The organism is Rhizobium oryziradicis (genome assembly GCF_001939045.1).
GTDB lineage: Bacteria > Pseudomonadota > Alphaproteobacteria > Rhizobiales > Rhizobiaceae > Allorhizobium > Allorhizobium oryziradicis.
Map to the genome: position 1 here is coordinate 87,275 of NZ_MKIM01000033.1, position 20,520 is coordinate 107,794.

General features: G+C 56.2%; 13 protein-coding genes. 8 read left to right on the top strand and 5 right to left on the bottom strand.

Annotated elements, in window-relative coordinates; genetic code table 11:
- Window position 1: 1 nt before the first annotated feature.
- The 7 genes from BJF95_RS22710 (at window position 2) to BJF95_RS22740 (ending at window position 9,552) form a co-directional block, all read left to right on the top strand.
- Window positions 2-847 carry an ABC transporter permease gene (locus tag BJF95_RS22710; protein WP_075641946.1) on the top strand — a complete coding sequence of 282 codons (846 nt, stop codon included), beginning with the start codon at window positions 2-4 and terminating at the stop codon, window positions 845-847.
- Window positions 844-2,475 (top strand): ABC transporter ATP-binding protein, encoded by a 1,632-nt coding sequence (locus BJF95_RS22715; protein ID WP_075641785.1) that lies wholly within the window; start codon window positions 844-846, stop codon window positions 2,473-2,475. Before BJF95_RS22710 ends, BJF95_RS22715 begins: the two co-directional genes overlap by 4 nt.
- 78 nt (window positions 2,476-2,553) lie before the next feature.
- On the top strand, window positions 2,554-4,050 hold the full coding sequence (locus tag BJF95_RS22720; RefSeq protein ID WP_075641947.1) for a M81 family metallopeptidase: 1,497 nt from the start codon (window positions 2,554-2,556) through the stop codon (window positions 4,048-4,050).
- 27 nt (window positions 4,051-4,077) lie between these two features.
- Window positions 4,078-5,241: a M20 aminoacylase family protein gene (locus BJF95_RS22725; protein ID WP_075641786.1), complete on the top strand. Its 1,164-nt coding sequence runs from the start codon at window positions 4,078-4,080 to the stop codon at window positions 5,239-5,241.
- Window positions 5,242-5,261: 20 nt separating this feature from the next.
- Entirely contained in the window at window positions 5,262-6,401 is a 1,140-nt protein-coding gene (locus BJF95_RS22730; protein ID WP_075641948.1) for a M20/M25/M40 family metallo-hydrolase, read from the top strand.
- Between the two features lie 28 nt (window positions 6,402-6,429).
- The gene (locus tag BJF95_RS22735; RefSeq protein ID WP_075641949.1) at window positions 6,430-8,004 is read left to right on the top strand and encodes a gamma-glutamyltransferase; all 1,575 of its coding nucleotides are present in this window, start codon (window positions 6,430-6,432) and stop codon (window positions 8,002-8,004) included.
- 54 nt (window positions 8,005-8,058) lie between these two features.
- On the top strand, window positions 8,059-9,552 hold the full coding sequence (locus BJF95_RS22740; RefSeq protein WP_075641950.1) for an amidase: 1,494 nt from the start codon (window positions 8,059-8,061) through the stop codon (window positions 9,550-9,552).
- Here the strand turns inward: BJF95_RS22740 and BJF95_RS22745 are convergent.
- From BJF95_RS22745 to BJF95_RS22760, 4 genes are all read right to left on the bottom strand, one after another.
- Entirely contained in the window at window positions 9,549-10,586 is a 1,038-nt protein-coding gene (locus BJF95_RS22745) for an ABC transporter ATP-binding protein (protein ID WP_075641787.1), read from the bottom strand. The two genes, BJF95_RS22740 and BJF95_RS22745, sit on opposite strands and share 4 nt — an antisense overlap.
- Window positions 10,583-12,145, bottom strand: a complete 1,563-nt coding sequence (locus tag BJF95_RS22750; RefSeq protein WP_083638952.1) for an ABC transporter permease — start codon at window positions 12,143-12,145, stop codon at window positions 10,583-10,585. Before BJF95_RS22750 ends, BJF95_RS22745 begins: the two co-directional genes overlap by 4 nt.
- Before the next feature lie 186 nt (window positions 12,146-12,331).
- The gene (locus BJF95_RS22755; RefSeq protein ID WP_075641788.1) at window positions 12,332-13,354 is read right to left on the bottom strand and encodes an iron ABC transporter substrate-binding protein; all 1,023 of its coding nucleotides are present in this window, start codon (window positions 13,352-13,354) and stop codon (window positions 12,332-12,334) included.
- Window positions 13,355-13,489: 135 nt separating this feature from the next.
- Window positions 13,490-15,667 (bottom strand): mechanosensitive ion channel family protein, encoded by a 2,178-nt coding sequence (locus BJF95_RS22760; RefSeq protein ID WP_139317605.1) that lies wholly within the window; start codon window positions 15,665-15,667, stop codon window positions 13,490-13,492.
- Window positions 15,668-16,114: 447 nt separating this feature from the next.
- On the opposite strand from BJF95_RS22760, the gene BJF95_RS22765 reads away from it, so the two are divergent.
- On the top strand, window positions 16,115-17,926 hold the full coding sequence (locus tag BJF95_RS22765) for an ABC transporter ATP-binding protein (RefSeq protein ID WP_075641790.1): 1,812 nt from the start codon (window positions 16,115-16,117) through the stop codon (window positions 17,924-17,926).
- 71 nt (window positions 17,927-17,997) lie between these two features.
- Here the strand turns inward: BJF95_RS22765 and secD are convergent, their stop codons facing one another.
- The gene (gene secD, locus BJF95_RS22770) at window positions 17,998-20,514 is read right to left on the bottom strand and encodes a protein translocase subunit SecD (RefSeq protein WP_075641791.1); all 2,517 of its coding nucleotides are present in this window, start codon (window positions 20,512-20,514) and stop codon (window positions 17,998-18,000) included.
- Window positions 20,515-20,520 lie beyond the last annotated feature (6 nt).

The window sequence follows — 20,520 nt, forward strand, 5'->3', positions numbered from 1 at the left end:
GATGCGCGGTTTTTCCATCGTGTCGGTTGCCCGGCGCTATCCTTTTGCCTTCGCAGGTGGTGTTGTCATCCTGATCATGGCGCTCGCCGCGGTGTTTGCGCCTTGGCTTGGCACGGTTGATCCGATTGCCATGATGCCATCCAACCGGCTCAAGCCGCCATCCGCCGCAAGCTGGTTGGGAACGGATATGTTTGGCCGTGATATATGGTCGCGTGTTGTCTATGGTTCACGCATATCCCTGTCCATCGGTGCATCCGCCTCGATCATTTGTGTGGTGATCGGCCTTTTGATTGGTCTGTTTTCCGGCTATTTCAGATGGGTGGATGCCATTGTTATGCGCATCATGGATGGCCTTATGTCCATTCCCGGCATTTTGCTGGCCATTGCGCTGGTGGCCATTTCCGGCACGGCCAATATCTATACGGTGGTGATTGCCATTTCCATTCCCGAGGTTCCACGCATTGTGCGGTTGGTGCGCTCGGTGGTGCTGACGGTGCGTGAAGAGCCCTATGTCGAAGCGGCAATTTCGCTTGGCACACCGCTTCCCAAGATTCTTGCCCGGCATATTTTCCCCAATACCGTGCCGCCGCTGATTGTGCAGGCCACCTATGTCTGCGCCAACGCCATGTTGACCGAGGCGATCCTGTCTTTTCTCGGTGCCGGCATGCCGCCGGAATTGCCCAGCTGGGGCAATATGATGGCCGAGGGGCGAACTTATTTTCCACTGGCTCCATGGATCGTGCTGTTTCCCGGTCTTGCTTTGGCGCTGACCATTCTGGCGGTCAATGTGCTGGGTGACGGGTTGCGCGATCGTCTTGATCCCCGCATTGCAAGGAAAATGTCATGACACATAGCGACAAGCCAGTCCTTTCAATCGAGAACCTGACCGTGCGTCTTCCGGACGGAGCAGACCGCAGAAATGCCGTCAGCAACGTCACTCTCACCGTCAATCCTGGTGAAATTGTGTGCGTGGTTGGCGAATCCGGCTCCGGTAAATCGGTCAGTTCGCATGCGGTGATGGGGCTGCTGCCCAAGGAGCTGCAGGTGGCCACAGGTCGCATTCTGGTGAACGGCGAAAACGTTGTTGAGAAATCGCCCAAAGAGCTGCGCGCCATGCGTGGCACAGAAATGGCGATGATTTTTCAAGAGCCAATGACCGCACTCAACCCGGTTATCAAAGTGGGCGAGCAGATTGACGAGGTGTTGCGCATTCACACGAAGCTCTCCGCAAAGGAGCGCTATGATCGGGTGATTGACATTATGACGGCTGTGAACCTGCCCGATCCGGTCAGCATGGCCAGTGCCTATCCGCATCAACTGTCAGGCGGCCAGCGTCAACGCATCATGATTGCCAGTGCTTTGGTGCTCAATCCCAAAGTGTTGATTGCAGATGAGCCGACCACCGCGCTGGATGTGACAACGCAAGCGCAGATTCTCAAATTGATTTATGAGATTCAAAAAAGCCGTGGCATGGGCGTGCTGTTTATCACTCATGATTTTGGAGTGGTGGCCGAAATTGCCCATCGGGTTGTGGTGATGCGCCGAGGAGAAGTGGTTGAAACCGGAACAGCCGATGAGGTGCTGAACCGCCCCCAGCACGAGTATACCAAAATGCTGATGGCCGCCGTGCCCGGAACGGTTCCACCCTATCGTCCCTCCAAGGCCGCGAATAAAATCGGCTTTGAAACGGTCAAGCTGGAAAAGACCTATGGCGGGCAAAGCGTGTTCAAAAAAGACCGTGTTGTGCACGCTCTCAAAGGGGTGGACCTGCGTGTGCGAAAGGGCGAAACACTGGGTATTGTTGGTGAATCCGGCTCAGGAAAATCGACCTTTGCCCGCTGTGTGGTGCGCTTGATTGATCCAACCGCAGGTGCGGTTTTGATTGGCACGGAAGATATTGCCCGGATGAGCCAGCGGCAATTAAAGCCCAACCGCAAGCGGATTCAGATTGTCTTTCAAGATCCCTATCGCTCGCTCAACCCGCGTGTCAGCGTCGGGCAATCCATTATCGAGGGGCCGATGAATTTCGGTGTCAGCGAAACGGCGGCCTTGGCCAAGGCGCGCGATTTGATGGCCCTTGTGGGCTTGTCGCCAGACGCGCTGGATCGCTTGCCGCATCAGTTCTCGGGCGGTCAGCGCCAGCGCATTTGTATTGCGCGGGCTTTGGCCATGGAGCCGGAGATTTTGATTGCCGATGAGTCAGTGTCTGCCTTGGACGTGTCTATCCAGAAGCAGGTATTGGAACTGCTCGATCGGGTGCGCGAAGAGTTTAATCTCGCCGTTTTGTTCATCACCCACGATCTGCGGGTGGCGGCCCAAGTGTGTGACCGTATTGCGGTGATGCATCGCGGTGAAGTGGTGGAACTTGGCGAGACTGCGGCCATGTTTGCCAATCCAACCCATGAATATACCCGTGCGCTCTTTGATGCCGCACCCGGAAAAAATCACAGATTTGGACAGGTGGCTGCGGTTTAGAGAAACCTTTCGAATCCAGTTTTACGCATAACGCAACAGGCGTCTTACGATTGAGCAAAAGAGGAATGATCCATGAGCGTGAGGCGTGTTGCCTTTGGCGGTTTTATGCATGAAACCAATACATTTGCGCCCAGCAAGGCGTTTTATGAGGACTTTGAGCGCGGCTGGGGTCCACTGCCCTTTGTGCGGGGTGATGAGATTGTCACGCGTGTTGGCAGCATCAATATCGGCATAACCGGTGCGCTGAATTGCGCGCAAGCCGCGGGCTGGGAGATATGCCCCGCCTTGTGGTGCGGTGCCACGCCATCCGCCCATGTTGAGGCAAGCGCCTATGAGCGCATTGTCAGCGAATTGATTGAGCGGATTGTTGCATTTGGTCGGCTGGATGGCATTTATCTTGATCTGCACGGCGCGATGGTGGCAGAGCATATCGATGACGGTGAAGGGGAGCTTCTCAAACGGCTTCGCCTTGCCGTGGGCCCTGGCGTTCCGATTGCCGTGAGCCTTGATCTGCATGGCAATATCACGCCTGAGATGGTGGAGAATGCCGATGTCATGGTCGGCTATCGCACTTATCCCCATGTCGATATGGCAGAAACGGGAGAGCGGACCGCCGTCGCGCTGGATCAGATCATGCAATCTGGCGTGCGACCCGCCAAAGCGCTTCAGACCATTTCCTTCCTGATCCCGATTTCGTGGCAGGCAACCGAGCTGGAGCCGTGCCGCTCAATCTATGCCAAGGTTGCGGCGCTGGAGACGGGCGATGTGACATCGCTTTCCTTTTTTCCTGCTTTTCCGGCCGCCGATTTTGACGGATGCGGGCCAACGGTGATCGCTTATGGACAAAGCGAAAGCGCTGTAAGGGGCGTGGCTAAGGCTATCGCCAGCATGGTTGAAAGCCTTGAGGATGCTTTTGATGGCAAGGTCTATACACCGATTGAGGGTGTGAGGGCGGCCATGGCGATTGCCGAAACAGCGAGCAAGCCTGTGGTGATTGCCGATACACAGGATAACCCCGGTGCAGGCGGCGATGCCAACACCATGGGCATGCTGCGTGCGCTGGTGGAATGCGATGCCCAGGATGCGGCAATTGGTTTGATTTACGACCCCGCTGCGGCGGCCGCAGCCTTTGCCGCCAAGGAGGGCAGCGTGGTAACGCTTACTATAGGCGGAACATCCGGCGTTGCGGGCGATGCGCCCTTTACCGCCGAGTTTCTGGTTGAGAAAGTCTCGGATGGTCGCTTTCAAACCACCGGGCCGTATTACGGCAAGAGTGACATGGATGTCGGCTTGGCGGCATGCCTTCGCCTGGGGGGCGTGCGGGTGGTGGTCGGCTCCCACAAGGTGCAAATGGCCGATCAGTCCATGTACCGCTTCGTCGGAATTGAGCCGACAGCCATGAAAATTCTGGTCAACAAAAGCTCGGTGCATTTCAGGGCTGATTTTGCACCGATTGCGAGCGCTATTCTGGTCTGTGCCGCTCCCGGTCCCATGCCGGTATCGCCGATATCTTTGCCCTGGACGAAATTGCGCAAAGGGCTGAAGCTGGCTCCCAATGGTCCGGTTTACGCTTAAAGAAAATGTATAGGAGGAACATCCGAAATGTCCGTTATTGAAAAAATTGAAAGCTTTAAGGGCGATCTGGTCGATATTCGTCATGACATTCACATGCATCCCGAAATTGGCTTTGAAGAAAAGCGCACCAGCGCCATCGTGATCGAACATCTGCAACGCTATGGTGTTGAGGTGCATAGCGGCATTGCTGGCACAGGTGTGGTTGGCATCATCAAGGGCACCAAAGGTGAGGGGCCGACCATTGGCCTTCGCGCCGATATGGATGCTTTGCCGATGGAAGAGATGACCAATCTGTCTTACGCGTCCAAGCATCCCGGTGTTTTTCATGGCTGCGGCCATGATGGTCATACCACCATGTTGCTGGGCACGGCCCGCTATCTGGCTGCCCATCGCGATTTCGCCGGTACAGTGGTGCTGATTTTTCAGCCCGCCGAAGAAGGCCTTGGCGGTGCGCGCCGGATGATTGCTGAAGGGCTGTTCGAGCGTTTTCCCTGCGATGAAATTTACGGCATGCACAATCGGCCCAATGGCAAGCCTTTTGAGGTGTATATTTCGCCTGCGGCGGCCATGGCGGGCGCGGACTTTTTTGATATTCACATCACCGGTGCAGGTGCCCATGCCGCCATGCCTGAAGTTTCAAAGGATGTGATTGTTGCCGCAACGGCCCTTGTGCAGGCGCTTCAGCCCATTGTGTCGCGCAATGTGGCGGCATCGAAAAGGGCGGTTTTGTCCGTGACCCAGATTCACGCAGGCACGGCCTATAATGTTTTGCCGGGTGAGGCGAAAATCACCGGCACTGTGCGCTATCTGGATCGCGCGGTCAGCCAGCTTGTTCATGAGCGTATGACGGCGGTTTGCGAGGGAATTGCCCGCACCTATGATGTTGAGGTGCAGCTGGATCATCGCAATGTCTTCGATGTGCTGATCAACACCACGTCGCTGGTTGGCCCCTATGCCGAGGCCGCCGCCGACATTGTTGGTGTGGAAAACGTGTTTACCGATGCGGATGCCGTGATGGGCAGCGAGGATTTTGCCGACATGCTGGCAACCGCCCCCGGCGTTTATTGCTCTATCGGCCATGCAGGCACGGTGCCGGTGCATAATGCGGGTTTTATCTTTGACGATAATTTGCTGCCGGTTGGTGCTGCGATTTTTGCGCGCATTGTGGAGCGCCGCTTAGGGGCCGCTTGAGCAGGCAATGGGAGATGAGCATGAGTGCAATTCAATTGCCGTTTAACACGGATGAAATTCTGGCGGGCTTGAAGCCGTGGGTGGAGTGCGAAAGCCCGACATTTGACGCAAGCGCCGTGAACCGGATGATGGATCTGGCCGCCTATGATCTCGCAGCAGCCGGTGCCGTGATTGAGCGGATTCCGGGGCGCATGGGCTTTGGTGGCTCGGTGCGGGCGCGCTTTCCCCATACCGATATGGGCAAGCCCGGCGTGTTGATATCGGGCCATCTCGATACGGTGCATCCGGTTGGTACTTTGGCGCAAAATCCCTGGCGCGTTGAGGGCAATCATTGTTACGGCCCCGGCATTCAGGACATGAAAGCGGGCTGCTATATGGCCGTGGAAGCGATGCGCCACATCGCGATGGCGGGTTTGCAGACGCCGCTGCCGGTGACCATTTTGTTCACGCCCGATGAAGAGGTCGGTACACCGTCCACCCGCGATCTGATCGAGATGGAAGCGCGCAAAAACCGCTACGTTCTGGTGCCCGAACCAACGGACCCAAAATGCGGTGCAGTGACTGGCCGTTATGCCATTGCCCGCTTCAAGCTGCGCACATCGGGCCGGGCCAGCCATGCCGGATGGGCGCTCAAAGATGGGCGCCCCGCCATCCATGGCATGGCCAGAAAGATCATTGAGATCGAGGCCATGTCCAGTGAGGATTGCACCTTTTCGGTGGGTGTTATCCATGCCGGACAATGGGTGAATTGCGTGGCGGACAGTTGCGAGATCGAGGTTTTGTCCATGGCCAAGCGTCAGCACGATCTGGATGCCGGCGTGCAGAAGATGCTGGCCCTGGCCGGGGAGGCCAATGACATTCAAACCGAGGTTTGGCGCACCTATACCCGCCCTGTCTGGGAGGCTGATGAAGGCACGCTTGCACTTTTTGAGATTGGCAAAAGCGTTGCCGCCGATATCGGTTTTGTGCTCACTCACGGCAGTGCCGGCGGCGGATCGGATGGAAATTTCACTGGCGCTCTGGGCATTCCGACGCTTGATTCCATTGGCGCGCGTGGGGCGGGATTGCACACGCCCAATGAGCATATTTTCATCGATAGTTTGACAGAGCGAAGCCGGTTTATGGCGGGGCTGCTCATGCGCCTTGGTGGGCAAGGGTGATGACGTGTCACAACGCGAGGGATTTGAGATGAGCAATTTTTCCACCACACAGAAGATAAGCAAGCAGCTTGTGACATCACGCGGTGGGATCGTTGCTGCGCAACATCGCACGGCAGCCGAAGTTGGTGCTGCCATTCTTGCAGCCGGTGGTGATGCCATTGACGCGGCCATTGCCACGTCTTTCGCGGTGGGTGTGGTTGAGCCGTGGATGAGCGGCCCCGCAGGCGGCGGGGCCATGGTGATCTGGCGGGAGGCTGAGAAAAAGGCCTATACGCTGTTTTTTGGCATGCGCTCGCCCAAAGCGCTTGATCCAAACGACTATCCGCTCGATGGCAGCGGTCGCTCCTCTGATCTCTTTCCATGGAAAACAGTGGCGGATGATCGAAATGTGCAAGGGGCTACGGCCATTGCCGTGCCAGGCACGGTGGCAGGCATGGAGCTTGCCCATCAGCGATTTGCAAAACTGAGCTGGAAGGCGCTTTTGCAGCCAGCTGCGGCTCTTGCGCAAAAGGGCATGCTGGTGGATTGGTATGGTTCGATGCTGATTGCCTCTGCCGCGCGCGATCTGGCAAAAGATGCTGATTGCGCCGCCCAGTTTCTGGATGACGGCACGTGGCCGATCATGTCGGGATGGACGGCCTCGGAAAAGCGACGCCTGAACCAGAAGACACTGGCCGCAACCTTGGAAAGACTGGCCGACAAAGGCCCGCGCGATTTTTATGAGGGCGACATTGCCGCCGCCATGGTGGGCGATGTGCAGGCCAAAGGCGGATGCCTCAGTCTGGACGATCTGGCGACCTATCGCGCCGAGTTGCGCGATACAATCGAGGTGCCTTATCGCGGCGGCGTGGTGCATGCTGCGCAAGGTCTGACTGCGGGGCCAAATATTGCTGAGTGTTTTGCAATGATGGAAGGCGCATTTACCCCCGGTGATGCGCCAGATGGTGTGAGCTATGGCGAAATGGCGAAAGCGCTGAACGCGACCTATCAACGGCGCTTGCGCGAAATGGGGGATTGTGACGCACCACATGCGCCCTCCTGCACCACCCATTTTTCGGTGGTCGATCGCGATGGCAATATGGTGGCTGTGACCCAGACATTGTTATCGATTTTTGGCTCAAAGGTAATGTCGCCGTCCACAGGCCTGATGATGAACAATGGCATCATGTGGTTTGACCCGGAGCCCGGCAAGCCCAACTCGCTGGCCGCCGACAAGGGCTGCTTGATGAATATATGCCCGGTCATTGGCAAAACCGCCGATGGGCGTCAATTTGCCGTGGGCGCGTCCGGTGGCCGTAAAATCTTGCCCGCCGTTTTGAACCTCTCATCCTTCATTGCCGATTTCGGCATGGATCTCGAGGAAGCCTTTCATCAGCCAAGGATTGACTGCTCGGGCTCCGGCAAGATCACTGCCGATGAAGATCTGGCACCCGAGGTCATTGCCGCCCTTTCAGACATTGCACCAACCAGCACGACCAAAAGAACCATTCTACCCTTTGATTTTGCCTGCCCATCTGCGGTGATGCGTTGCAATGGCATCAACAGCGGCATGACAGAGCCGGTGTCGCCATGGGCCGATGCTGCAATTGAGCCAGTGGCTTAGAGTGTATCCGCAAAGGCGGCCTTGCTTTCATTTGAAATCAATCAGGAAAATATCATGAAAACTGTGATGCGTTGGGATGAGTGGTTTAGCCAGGATGGAATTGGCCTTAGCAATCTGGTGCGGTCGGGCGAGGTGACAGCCGCAGAGCTTGCCGCTCAGGCGGCCAGCGCCATTGCCAGCATCAATCCCGACATCAACGGTGTTGTTGAAGTGTTTGAAGACGCGGTTGCCGATCCCTGGGCCAATGGCACGGATCAGGATGGTTTGTTCAAAGGCGTGCCGTTTTTGTTGAAAGACCTTGGGCCAACCATGAAGGGCAGGCTTCAGGAAATGGGCTCGCTTTACATGAAAGGCAACCGCGCAAGCGCCGACAGTTTTTTGGCCACAAAGATCAAGAAAGCCGGTTTGAACGTGATTGGTCGGACAACAACGCCAGAATTCGGCTGCTGTAGCTCGGCCGAAAATCCGGCGGTCTACGTGACCTGCAATCCTTGGGATACGCGATACACCAGCTGCGGCTCGTCTGCGGGTTCTTCTGTGATGGTTGGGGCTGGCGTGGTGCCGCTTGCCCATGGCACGGATGGCGGCGGATCTATTCGTATTCCGGCGGGCGTCAACGGTGCCATCGGGCTGAAATCGTCAAGGGGCACGTTTTCCATCGCCCCGGCTGGCTCGGATTTCACCTCTGTTGTCTCCACACAAGGCTGTATTAGCCGTACGGTGCGCGATACGGCGGCCTTTGTGGATACGTGTCGCGGCGGCGCGCCGGGCGAATTTATGCCCTACTGGACGGCGGAGGTGCCGTTTTTGACTTTGATCGAGCGTGACCCAAAACCGCTTCGCATTGCCGTGTCACACGAGTGGGGCGTTTATAGCGCATCGCCCGCGATTGTCGCAGAGCTTGAGCGTGTTGCGCGTTTCTTGGAAAGACTTGGTCATTATGTGGAATGGGGGCCGCTGCCAGACATTGATTTCGCCAAAGCCTATGCCGCGCAAACCACCTGCTACATCACCAATTTTGCGCAGACGGTGAACAGCCTGCTGCGGTTGAAAGGGCTGGAAAAACCACCGGAGGATCTGATCGAGCCGATGAATATCCGCATATGGGAACAGGGCAAGGATGCCACCTATACCGAGCGCGCTGATATGCAATTGGCCTTCAACGCCACAGCCCGCGCTTTTGGTGCATTTTTTGAAGAGTGGGATATTATTCTGACGCCCACCACGTCGAAAGAAACACCGCTGTTGGGCACCACAGAATATTTGACCATGACAGACAATCCATCGGCACTGGATTGGTTTGCCAATCTATGGGGCTTTTTTGCTTATACGCCGCTGACCAGCCTTTGCGGAACGCCCGGCATTTCCTTGCCGCTGGCAAAGCAGGCCAACGGCATGCCGCTTGGCATGCTGGCGCAGGCGGCGCAAGGCAAAGATGGGCTGTTGCTTCAGCTTGCCGCGCAGATTGAGCGCGCCATTGATGGCAAATGGAACAATGGCGATAAGCCGCAGGTCCACGTCACCAGACTGAAGGCGGCAGAGGACTAAAAAACAAAAGCCGTGCCCTCGACGCTGAGATAGACAAAATCTCCGGGTGAGGGCAAATCCAGCCGCGATACGCGGATGGACAGTGGCTGGGTGCCATTTGATGCAACTTGCGTGTTCAATGTCACGGTGCCGGTCGCCCCGGCAAAATCGATGTCAGTGACTTCAACGGGGCGAATATCCGGCTGTGCTTGCTGGCTGATCGAAATTTGCTCGGGTCTCAGCATGATGTCGCGTTGTCCCGATGCCGCGCCCTCGACAGGGATTTTCCCAAGAACGCAGTCTGCAACTCCGTTGGAAATTGTGGCTGGTAAAAGAACCGCATCGCCCAGAAACAGGGCTGTTTCGCGATCAACAGGGCGCTCATAAAGGGTGCGCGGCGGGCCAACTTGCACCACGGCACCCTCGCGCAACACGGCAAGCTGATCGGCAAATGACATGGCCTCGGTTTGATCATGGGTGACGAGAATGGTGGTGATACCGGCTTGGGCAAGCAGCTTTGACACCGCTTTGCGCATGGTTTCGCGAAGGCCGGTGTCGAGCGCCGAAAACGGCTCATCCAACAGCATCAGCCGCGGTTGCCGCGCAAGGGCGCGCGCCAATGCCACCCGCTGTTGCTGTCCGCCTGAAAGTTGATGCGGGCGTCGGCTTAGCATGACGGCATCCAGTTCAACCATATCGGCCAGATTGGCAATGCGCTTGTCGCGATCGGGTGCTGCGCGCTCAATGCCAAAACCGATATTATCAGCAATGCTGAGATGGGGAAAAAGTGCGCCATCCTGCGACACTAGGCCGATGCCGCGCTTGTGAGCGGGGATCAAAAAGCCCGCATCTGCCTGCAATTGCTGATCGAGGGTAATGGTGCCCGCGTCTGGGGTTTCAAAGCCGGCAATCAGCCGCAGAAGTGTGGATTTTCCAGAACCGGACGGGCCAACGATTGCCGTTCTGCTGCCCTTTGCGATGCTAAGCGATACAGCGTTCAAGGCTTGCGTTGTGCCATAGCGTTTGCTGACGGCGTGAATATCAAGAAATGTCATTGGCCAGCCGTGCGTTTGGATTGCGATTGCAGCAGAAGGGTGAGGGGCAGGGATAAAACCACCATCATCACCGCATGCGGCGCTGCCGCCACATAGTCTATCTCACTGGTGAGCGACCAGAATTTTGTTGCCAATGTTTCCACGCCATTGGGTGCAAGCATCAGTGTCGCGGTCAGTTCATTGGTAATGCCCATGGCCACAAGCGCAATACTGGCCGCAGCACCTGGGGCTGCCAGCCGCATGGTGGTGAGCCAAACGGCCATGGTCGGGCTTTTGCCAAGGCTCATGGCGGCGCGCTCCAGCTCAATCGGAGCTTGGGCAACGCTGGCCCGCAGGCCAACCATGGCGCGGGGCAAAAACAGCAGAATATAGGCGATAATCAGGGTGGCAAAGGTTTGATAGAGCGGCAAAAAAAGCCGCACGGTAATGGTGACCAGCGATAGGGCGACGACAACACCCGGCAGCGAGCCGACATAGTAATGGCAAGCTTCCAGAATGCGCTGAAAACGGCTTGGTGCGCGCACCGACAACCACGCCATCGGCGTTGCTGTCACCATGGCCAGAACGCCCCCAGCCAGAGCCAGCACAATGGTCTGGATGAAGGCATTGCCAACGGTGTCCATCCGCCAAATACTTGCACCACCGATATAAAGCCAGCGAAGCAGTGTATAGGCAGGCACACCCAGAGCTAGGATGGCAACAATGGCGGGAAGCAGCAATGCCGGTATGAGGTAGACGCCAAGTGCGCGGCGCTGGACGGGCCTGATCGAGCCTGAGCCGACACGGGCATAACGCTCCTTGCCGCGTAAAAGGCTATCGAGGCCCAGCAGTAGAATGCAGCACAGCACCAAAACGCCGCTCAGCATATTGGAGGCCGCGCTGTTATAGGCGGATTGAAATTGATCAACGATGGCCGTTGCAAAGGTATCGAAGCGGATCATGACAAACAGACCGTATTCCGACAGCAAATGCAGCGCTACCAACAAGCCGCCCGCAAAAATAGCCAGACGCAATTGTGGCAAAACCACCCGAAAAAATACCCGCCAAGGCCCAAGCCCCAAAGATGCCGCGGCGTCTTCTATGGACGGGTCCAACCGCCGCAAGGTGGCTGCAACGGGCAGGTAGATAAACGGAAAATAGGCAATAACCGAGATGAAAACAGCGCTCCACAGCCCATGCATGCCGGGTGCAACGCCAATCCATGCGTAGCTGTGCACAAAGGCTGGCACGGCCAGCGGCGTGACCATCAACCACGACCATAGATTGGGAAAGGGAAGGTGTGTGCGCTCAATAAGCCATGCCAGAGCAACGGAAAGTGTGACGGTGATGGGCAGGGTTGTGGCTTCCAACAACACCGTATTGATCAGCAACTCGCCAACACGGCCACGAAAAACCAGCTCAACCACGGTTTTCCAGCCGACGTCTATGGTGACCCAGACAATAAACCCGAGCGGGACGAGACTGACGAGGGCGACGATGCTGGCAATGGCAAGAAGACCGACATGCGATGTGGACCTGCGGAAGGCAAAACGCCTGCCACCCGGAACCAATGCCTGCATAGTATGTGCCTGTCGTCTGTTATCTTGCAGCAAGATTGCCTGATCACTCTTGGTTCTCTGCGCTCAAATCGCGCAGATAAAAAACGATGCAATCGCTTTTTTCAAAGCGATTGCAGATGTCTGGCCTAAGCCTTTCTTGAGCAAAAGACAATAGTTTCAGACGTCACCAACAGGTGACGCAGAGCATTACAAAATGCCGGCTGCCGTCATCATTTCTGTCACTTTTTGGTTGTTCAGCTTGGAAGGCTCAACCTTTGGCGCATCAAGATCCTTGAGGGGAACCAGCTTAGGATTGGATTCTGCGCCTTTGGCGACAGCATATTCAAACGAGGTGCCGTTTTTGAGAATGGCCTGACCGTTTTTGCTGGTCAGGAACTTCAAGAACGCCTGCGCATCCTTCATGTGCTGGGTGGATTTGATGATCCCGGCACCCGATGTGCTCACAAACGCACCTGGGTCCTGATGCTTGAAATAATGCAAGGCAACATTCTTGCTGTTTTCGCCGGTCTTGGCCTGATCACCAAACCAGTAGTAATGATAGATCACCGCGCCTTCAACTTCGCCAGCATTCACGGCCTTCATGGCTACGCTGTTGCCTTTGTAGAACGTGGCATTTTCTTTGAGAGCCTTCAGCCACTTGGCTGTTGCTTCTTCACCCTTCAACTCCAGAAGAGCGCTGACAATGGCCTGAAAATCCGCACCGGAAGGTGATGCTGCCCAACGGCCTTTCCAAGCTGGATCGGCCAGATCCAGCAGCGACTTTGGCAGCTTGTCGGCACTCAGCTTGTTTTTGTCGTAGGCAAAAACGGTTGAGCGGGCCGCAATACCAACCCAGTGGCCGTTGGTTGGACGGAACTCGGCAGGCACTTGCTCAAGCGTGTCCTTGTCGACCGGGGCAAACAGGCCAGCGTTGTCAACCAAGGCCATGGCCGGAGAATTTTCAGTCAAGAACACGTCGGCCGGGGAGGCGACACCTTCCTGCACCAATTGATTGGCAAACTGCATATCGCTGCCCTGACGGACTGTCACTTTAATGCCGGTGGCCTTGGTGAAGGCATCGATCCATTCACGCCCCAAGCTTTCGTGCTGCGCGTTATAGACAACGATCCCTTCGCCGTCGGCGGCAACGGCATAGGAAGCAGGGCCTGTGGCCAAAAGCGTGGCGAAAACAGCAAGGGCCTTTGCCCCACGAATGCGAGAGGTTTTCAAGTTTGTCTCCTGTGAAAGCTACTTGGTCTGTGCATTCGATTAGATAAGCTGACTTAAGAAGTCAAGTTCTATGCGCAAGATACACGGAGACGTTAAGCAGAGTGACAATATTCTAAAGAATACATTTGGAATATGTCACGGCTGGTTTGCAACCGGCATAGGTATTGCGGCCGCGCCATCTGTAAGGGTGCCGCTGCCATTGCGCACAACAACGGCGTTTGACGCAAGATTGAGGCCCGCCTGCTTGAAGGCGCTCAACAGCCTGCGAATGCCCTCGCGCTTGATAATGCTAGGATTTCCGGGGCGAGACGTGAATTTGAAACGAATGACCATCGAGTTTTCGGTCACCTCTTGAATACCCTGCATTTTCAGTGGCACGAGGAATTCGTGGCCAAATTCCGGATCTTCCAGCATGGCCAACCCCACTTTTTTCGCCGTTCGGCGGATGGTGTCCAACTCGGTATCGCGGTCAAAGCGCAGCTCGAATTTAATCGTGCCCCAATCGCGGCTGAAATTGGTCACTGCAGCAATTTGACCGAAGGGGATGGTATGAATTGGGCCGTTCTGGTGGCGAAGCCGGATGGATCGCAGCGAGATTTGCTCGACGGTACCCTTCAATTTTCCGGTATCGATGTATTCACCAATGCGGAAAGCATCTTCGGCGAGAAAGAAGATGCCGGAGACCACGTCTTTCACCAGTGTTTGCGAGCCAAAGGATAAGGCCAGACCCAAAACGCCAAAGCCTGCCAGAAGCGGTGCGACATCAACACCCAGGGATGACAATGTCACCAGCAGGGCAATGGAAACCACAGCGCCCAACACCAGATTGCGCACCACGGGCAGCACTGTGGAAAGCCGGCTTGTTGTCTTATGTGCGCTGTCATCATGGCCCGGCAATGCCACGCCCTTTTCCGGTGAGACCGCTTCAAAATATTTCCAGAAGAAGCTGCATGTAAACCAGCTACAGACAGCCGCAAAACCAAATTGCTGAAGATGGATCAACCAGGTGGATGTTGAGATGCCTGCGCCATCCAGCAGAGGCCGCCACATGAGGAGGGTAAACTGGATGCCGAAAATCCAGCATGCCCCGGCAAAGGGAATGCGCAAGGCCCACAGCAGCACCGAGGGAAATCCCGGCCCGGATATGGCTTCCCGTTTGTTGCCGAGCAGGCGAAACAGCGCTGAAAGGCCGCGCCCCAAAATGGGCATGAGCACGAACAACACCTGACTTGCCCCCGCCACCCGCGACCAGGTGGCGTTTTGCGCGGTTCCCGCAACCAGAAAGCCGAGCAACCAAATGAAGATGGCAGAAAGCGCGTAGAAATAGACGGTTGCCTTGCCGACGGCCCGCGACAGGCCATTGGCATCGCGGCCGGAAAATGCAGCGGCTATGTCGTTACGCCCGACAATGACCCAGGTGAGTTTGTAAATGGTGAGGATGGTGGAGCTTAAAAACAGCCAGCCATCGGTGGCCATCGGGTCCAGCCCACGGGTATCTGCCAGTCTGAGGGTGGCGGCAATGATGCCGGAAAGGGCACCAAAGCCGATGGTCATTCCAAGATGCCAGCGGGGATTGGCGATGTCCAGCAACGGTCCTGATGATCCATTGTGGTAAAACAACAGGCGACCTGCGGCCGCAAATGCGGCGGTCAGCGATACTGTTTGGATGATACCGCTGGCAACTTCACGCGCAAAGGAGCCCGATGCCAGTGACATATGCACGCTGCTTCGGGTGATGGCCAAAAATAAAACCAGCGCGCACAGATCGCCAAACAGCCGAAGCGCTGCTGTCCACGCCTTGGCCAATGGTTCGCGATCCGATTTTAATTCTGGTGAAAGCCGCGTGAAGATGAACAGAAAAACCAATGCTGCCGCTAACCCGGAGAAGATAGCGATGGCAACGGTGTCGCTGACATCCTTCATGCCTGAATCTTCTTCGGAGAGCGAAATCCAGCTGTTGTGAAAGGCGGTAGGCAGACCGTATAGCCCGGTCAGCGCGATATCGCCGCCGCGAACCAGGGTTGCCAGGATTGTGCTATAGGCCGACATCATCATATCGGCTTCCGCCGCCGCGGTGCTGGGTTGTGACGGGGTGGCAGCGGGTGCGTTTTTCCAGTCGACCTCAACAGGCTTTCCGAGGCTTTTGGCAGCATTCAACGCTTTTTCAATGTCGCTGCTGGTTTGACCCGGGCCGATATGGATGGTCACGGTTTCATCGGCTGCAAAGGAGTGCGATGGCAAACTGAGAGAAACGGCGATGAGCAAAAACAAAAAAACGAGACGTTGAAACGAGAACCGCATGTTGCCGTTCATAGGGGTGTGTCTCCAGCCATCGCCATTCTGATCCACGCCACCCGTGGCTCGGGGGCTGTGCCCAGAGACTACCTCGAAAAAGGTAGATTTTTGATAAATGACTGTGGCGAATTTGGCACGGTTGCCCACTACCTTGATTTTCAGCAAAAAACCGTCTTGGCATCCATTTTTCAACCGTCTACACTTTTTGCATTATCAACGCGCTCAAAGGGAGGTTTATGATGGCATATTTTTCAAAATCTCCCGTGGCATCAGCCAATATCGCGACCGGCGTCCGATTTGGCTCTATCCCGGATGCCGCTGCATAGCAGCTCCTTTCGTTGATTGCTCAGCCGTTCGAGTTCTGGGCTTCTCATCTTTCAAATTCTAAATTCTGCCGTTGGCATCTCTTTGCGTACGGCTCTCTCCTTCTCTATTTCGTGAGGCCGGTGGTTGCCGGAATTTATTATGCTGTTTGGAAAAAAATCCCGGAGGACCGGGGCATTTAGGGACGTTTTTCGTTTTTGTGGGGTTCATTGGCGGCGTCAGCCGGGCCGGGCTGCGTTTATGGTTTGCGCAGTCTTGCTCTCAACGCTTGCCGATGTTCTCACGCCGCTCTTTTCTGGTCGCCTGGTCGATGCCGTTGTCACCGGTCAGGCCAACGATGCGGTGACCTGGCACAACGCCATGACCGCGTTTGGCTGGCTGATGGCGCTCTCGGTGGGGGCGGTCGTGCTGCGTCACGCAACCTTCACCACCATCATCCAGTTTACCCTGCGCAGTATGGCAGACATTGCGGGCGATGCGTTTTTCAGAATTCAGCGGTTTTCCAGCGATTGGCATGCCAATAGTTTTGCGGGCTCGACGGTGCGCAAGGCAACGCGCGGCATGTGGGCGCTGGATTTGCTCAATGATACTGTTTTCGTGGCGCTGTTTCCGTCGGTGGTGATGCTGATAGGATCAACCGTGCTAATGGCGTGGCATTGGCCAATGATGGGCCTGCTGGTTGGGGTCGGGTCTTTGGTGTTTCTGGTGTTCACGGCCAGCATGGCCTTGGGCTACGTGGCCCCGATGGCAAGCCTCGCCAATAGCTGGGATACCCGTCTGGGCGGAGCGTTGGCTGATGCGGTGACCTGCAACGCTGTTGTGAAGGCCTTTGGGGCGGAATCGCGCGAAGATGAGCGGATTGCCCGCGTGGTGCGCAAATGGCAGGACCGCACACGGCGCACGTGGACGCGTGGAACCTTGAATGGTTCTTTGCAAGCCGCGTTGCTCACCGTGTTGCGCGGGAGCGTTCTGGGCCTTGCCCTGTGGCTTTGGGCCAGTGGCCGGGCCAGCGCAGGTGATATCACTTTTGTGCTGACGGCGTTCTTTATCTTGCAAGGTTACCTGCGTGAAGTGGGCATGCACATTCGTAACCTTCAAAGGTCGGTCAATGATATGGAGGAACTGGTGTGGCTGCATGATCAGCCTCTGGGTATCGAAGATATGCCCGGTGCCAAACCGATCCGCATCACCGAAGGCCGGATTGAGTTTGACCGCGTGAATTTCCATTACGGCCGCCATTCCGCGCCGCTGTATCGGGATTTTTCGGTCACGATCAAGCCGGGCGAGCGTGTGGGGCTGGTGGGTCATTCCGGCTCTGGCAAGACCACGTTTGTCAAGCTTATCCAGCGGTTGCATGATGTGAATGGTGGCATGATCCGCATTGATGGGCAGGATATCTCCCGCACCCAGCAGGCGGCATTGCGTCGGCAAATTGCCATTGTGCAGCAGGAGCCTATCCTGTTTCACCGCACCTTGGCCGAAAACATTGCCTATGCAAAACCGGGTGCCAGTGCACGCGAGATTGAAAATGCGGCTCGGCTTGCCAGCGCGCATGGCTTTATTGAAGCCTTGCCGAAAGGCTATTCAACCATGGTTGGAGAGCGCGGCATCAAGCTTTCGGGCGGTGAGCGCCAGCGTATTGCCATTGCCCGGGCATTTTTGGCCGACGCACCTATTCTGATCCTGGACGAAGCAACATCAAGCCTTGATTCAGAATCGGAGATGCTGATTCAACAGGCCATGGAACGGCTGATGCAGGGACGCACAACATTGGTTGTCGCTCACCGTCTGTCCACCGTGCGGGCCTTGGACCGTCTGCTGGTGTTCGAGCATGGCCGGATTGCGGAAGAGGGCACGCATGCAAGCCTGATCCGCATCAATGGCGGCATCTATCGCGGCTTGTTTGAGCGGCAGGCTCTTGAATTGACCAAGGGCCTGGTGATTGGCGAGTAAGAGGCTGGCGAATGGATGATCAGTGCAGTGACCTGGCCGAGGCGACGTCCTCGGCCAGTTTGCGATGGTGATTATGAGGCTTGTTTTGCCAGAGGTGCTTTTGCTGCCTTCCGGTGCTTTGTGCGCCAATCGCCCAAGAACAACAGGATGGGTGCTGCAATAAACACAGACGAGATTGCGGCCACCACAATGCCAAAGACCATCGGTACGGCAAAGCTCGACACAGCACTTCCGCCCCAGATGGCCATGGGCAAGAGCGCCAGAAATGCCGTTGCAGAGGTGTAAATGCTGCGCGCCAATGTTTCGTTGATGGAGAGATTGATCACATCGCGCAGCGGCATGGATTTATAGAGCCGCATATTTTCGCGCATGCGGTCATAAACCACCACTTTGTCATTGACCGAATAGCCCACCAGCGTTAGCAGCGCCGCAATGGCCGTGAGGTTGAAATCCATGCCTGTCAGGGCAAAGAAGCCCAAGGTTTTGGTCACATCCAGCACCAGCGTTGCAATAGCACCGACCGCAAACGGCCATTCAAACCGCACCCAGATGTAAGCCATCATGGCAAGGCTGGCCAGCACCACGGAGAGGAAACCGGCTGTCGCCAACTCACCACTCACTTTTGGACCAACAACCTCGGTTTTTTGCACATTGCTGGTTTTATCGATTACCACCAACTCGCTGCGGAGTTTCTCGACCGCTGCGGTCTGGGCTTCCTCGCCACCCGGCTGGCGCTCCACGCGCAGCAGGAAGTGCTTTGGATCGCCAAACTGTTGCAAGCCAACATCGCCAAAACCAAGGCTCTCCAGTCCCTTTCGGAAGGATGCAAGGTCGGCGGGATCTTGGGTGGAAACCTCCATCTGGATGCCGCCCTTGAAATCCACACCGTAGTTCAATCCGGGGGTGATGAAGAGCACAACAGAGGCCACCGACAAAACGGCGGATAGGCCAATGCCAATGAAGCGCGCATTCATGAAGGGTATTTTGGTGCCCTCAGGCACCAGGTTCATGGAGAAAAGCGACTTTATCTCCAGCGTTTTCAACTTCATGCGGCCGACCAGCGCGATCATGGCAACCTTGACGATGGAAACCGCCGTGAACATGGAAATAACAATGCCGAGGCCCATGGTGACAGCAAAACCGCGCACAGGACCAGAGCCGAACCAAAACAGCAAAACCGTGGCAATCAAGGCGGTAACATTGCTGTCGATGATGGTGGAGTAAGCTCGGCTGAAACCGGCATCAAGAGCTGCCATGGCCGAGCGGCCTTTGCGGGTTTCTTCGCGGATACGCTCATTGATCAAGACGTTGGCATCGACTGCAAGACCAATGCCAAGCACAATCCCCGCAATGCCGGGCAAGGTGAGGGTGGCCCCCAGCAAGGTCAATCCGGCAAAGGTGAGAATGACATTCAAGGCAAGCGCCAGATTGGCCAGCAGACCCCACGCACCGTAAAGCACAAACATGAAGGTGACGACCAGACCAAAGCCAATCAAACCGGTCATGATGCCAACCGAAATGGCGTCGGCACCAAGATCTGCCCCGACGGTTCTTTCCTCAACCACGGTGAGCTTGGCGGGAAGGGCACCGGCGCGCAACAGAGCGGCAAGGTCGTTGGCCGACTGCACCGTGAAATTGCCCGAAATCTGCCCCGCACCGCCGGTAATTGGCTCGTTGATCACCGGTGCGCTCAAGACTTTGTTGTCCAGCACAATGGCAAAGGGTTGCCCCACATTGGCGCGGGTGATTTCTGCAAATCGTTGTGCGCCGGTGGTATCGAAACGAAACGAAACAACAGGCTCATTGTTATTCTGGTTGAAGCTCACCCTTGCATCCGTCAGGTGATCGCCTGACAGGGCGGCGCGCGACAAAATCTGGAATTGCTGGCCTCTATCGTCTGAGAGCGTTTCGGTGCCCGCGGGCATCCGGCCATCAGGACCGGGATTGGCCATGAGATGAAAGCTCATCTTGGCTGTCGAGCCCAGCAGATCGCGCAACCGTTTTGGATCTTGAACGCCAGGAAGCTGCACCACAACACGGTCTGTGCCAGCGCGCTGAATTGTAGGCTCCGCAACACCCACTTGGTCTACACGTTTGCGAATGATCTCGAGGCTTTGATCAACGGCTGCGGTAACACGGTCCGCCAGACCTGCATCGGTCAGTGCGACGATGATTTGCGAGCCAGCACCCGTCATGGCAAGGTCAGAGCTACCCGTGACGCCCACAGGCGTGGCGAGTTTTTGCAGCGCTGTTAGAGCTGCTTGCCTTTGGGTTTCATCACTCAGCGTGATGACCAGTTGTTTGTTATTTTGCCGCAAGGAGGTTACGGGTATTTTCGCCTCACTCAGTGTTTGTCGGGCATCCTGCATCAATGTTTGCAGACGTTCTTTCACAAGATCGGCTGAATCCACCTCCAGCACCAGATAGGAGCCGCCACGCAGGTCTAGTCCCAGAGAAACACGGTTGTGGGGTAGCCAGGATGGCATTTTATCGAGGGTGGATTGTGGCAAAATATTCGGCAAAGCCGTCAAGAGGCCGAACATGATCACAAGGCTATAAATAGCCAAAAGCCAGCGTGGCGTTTTCATCTATCT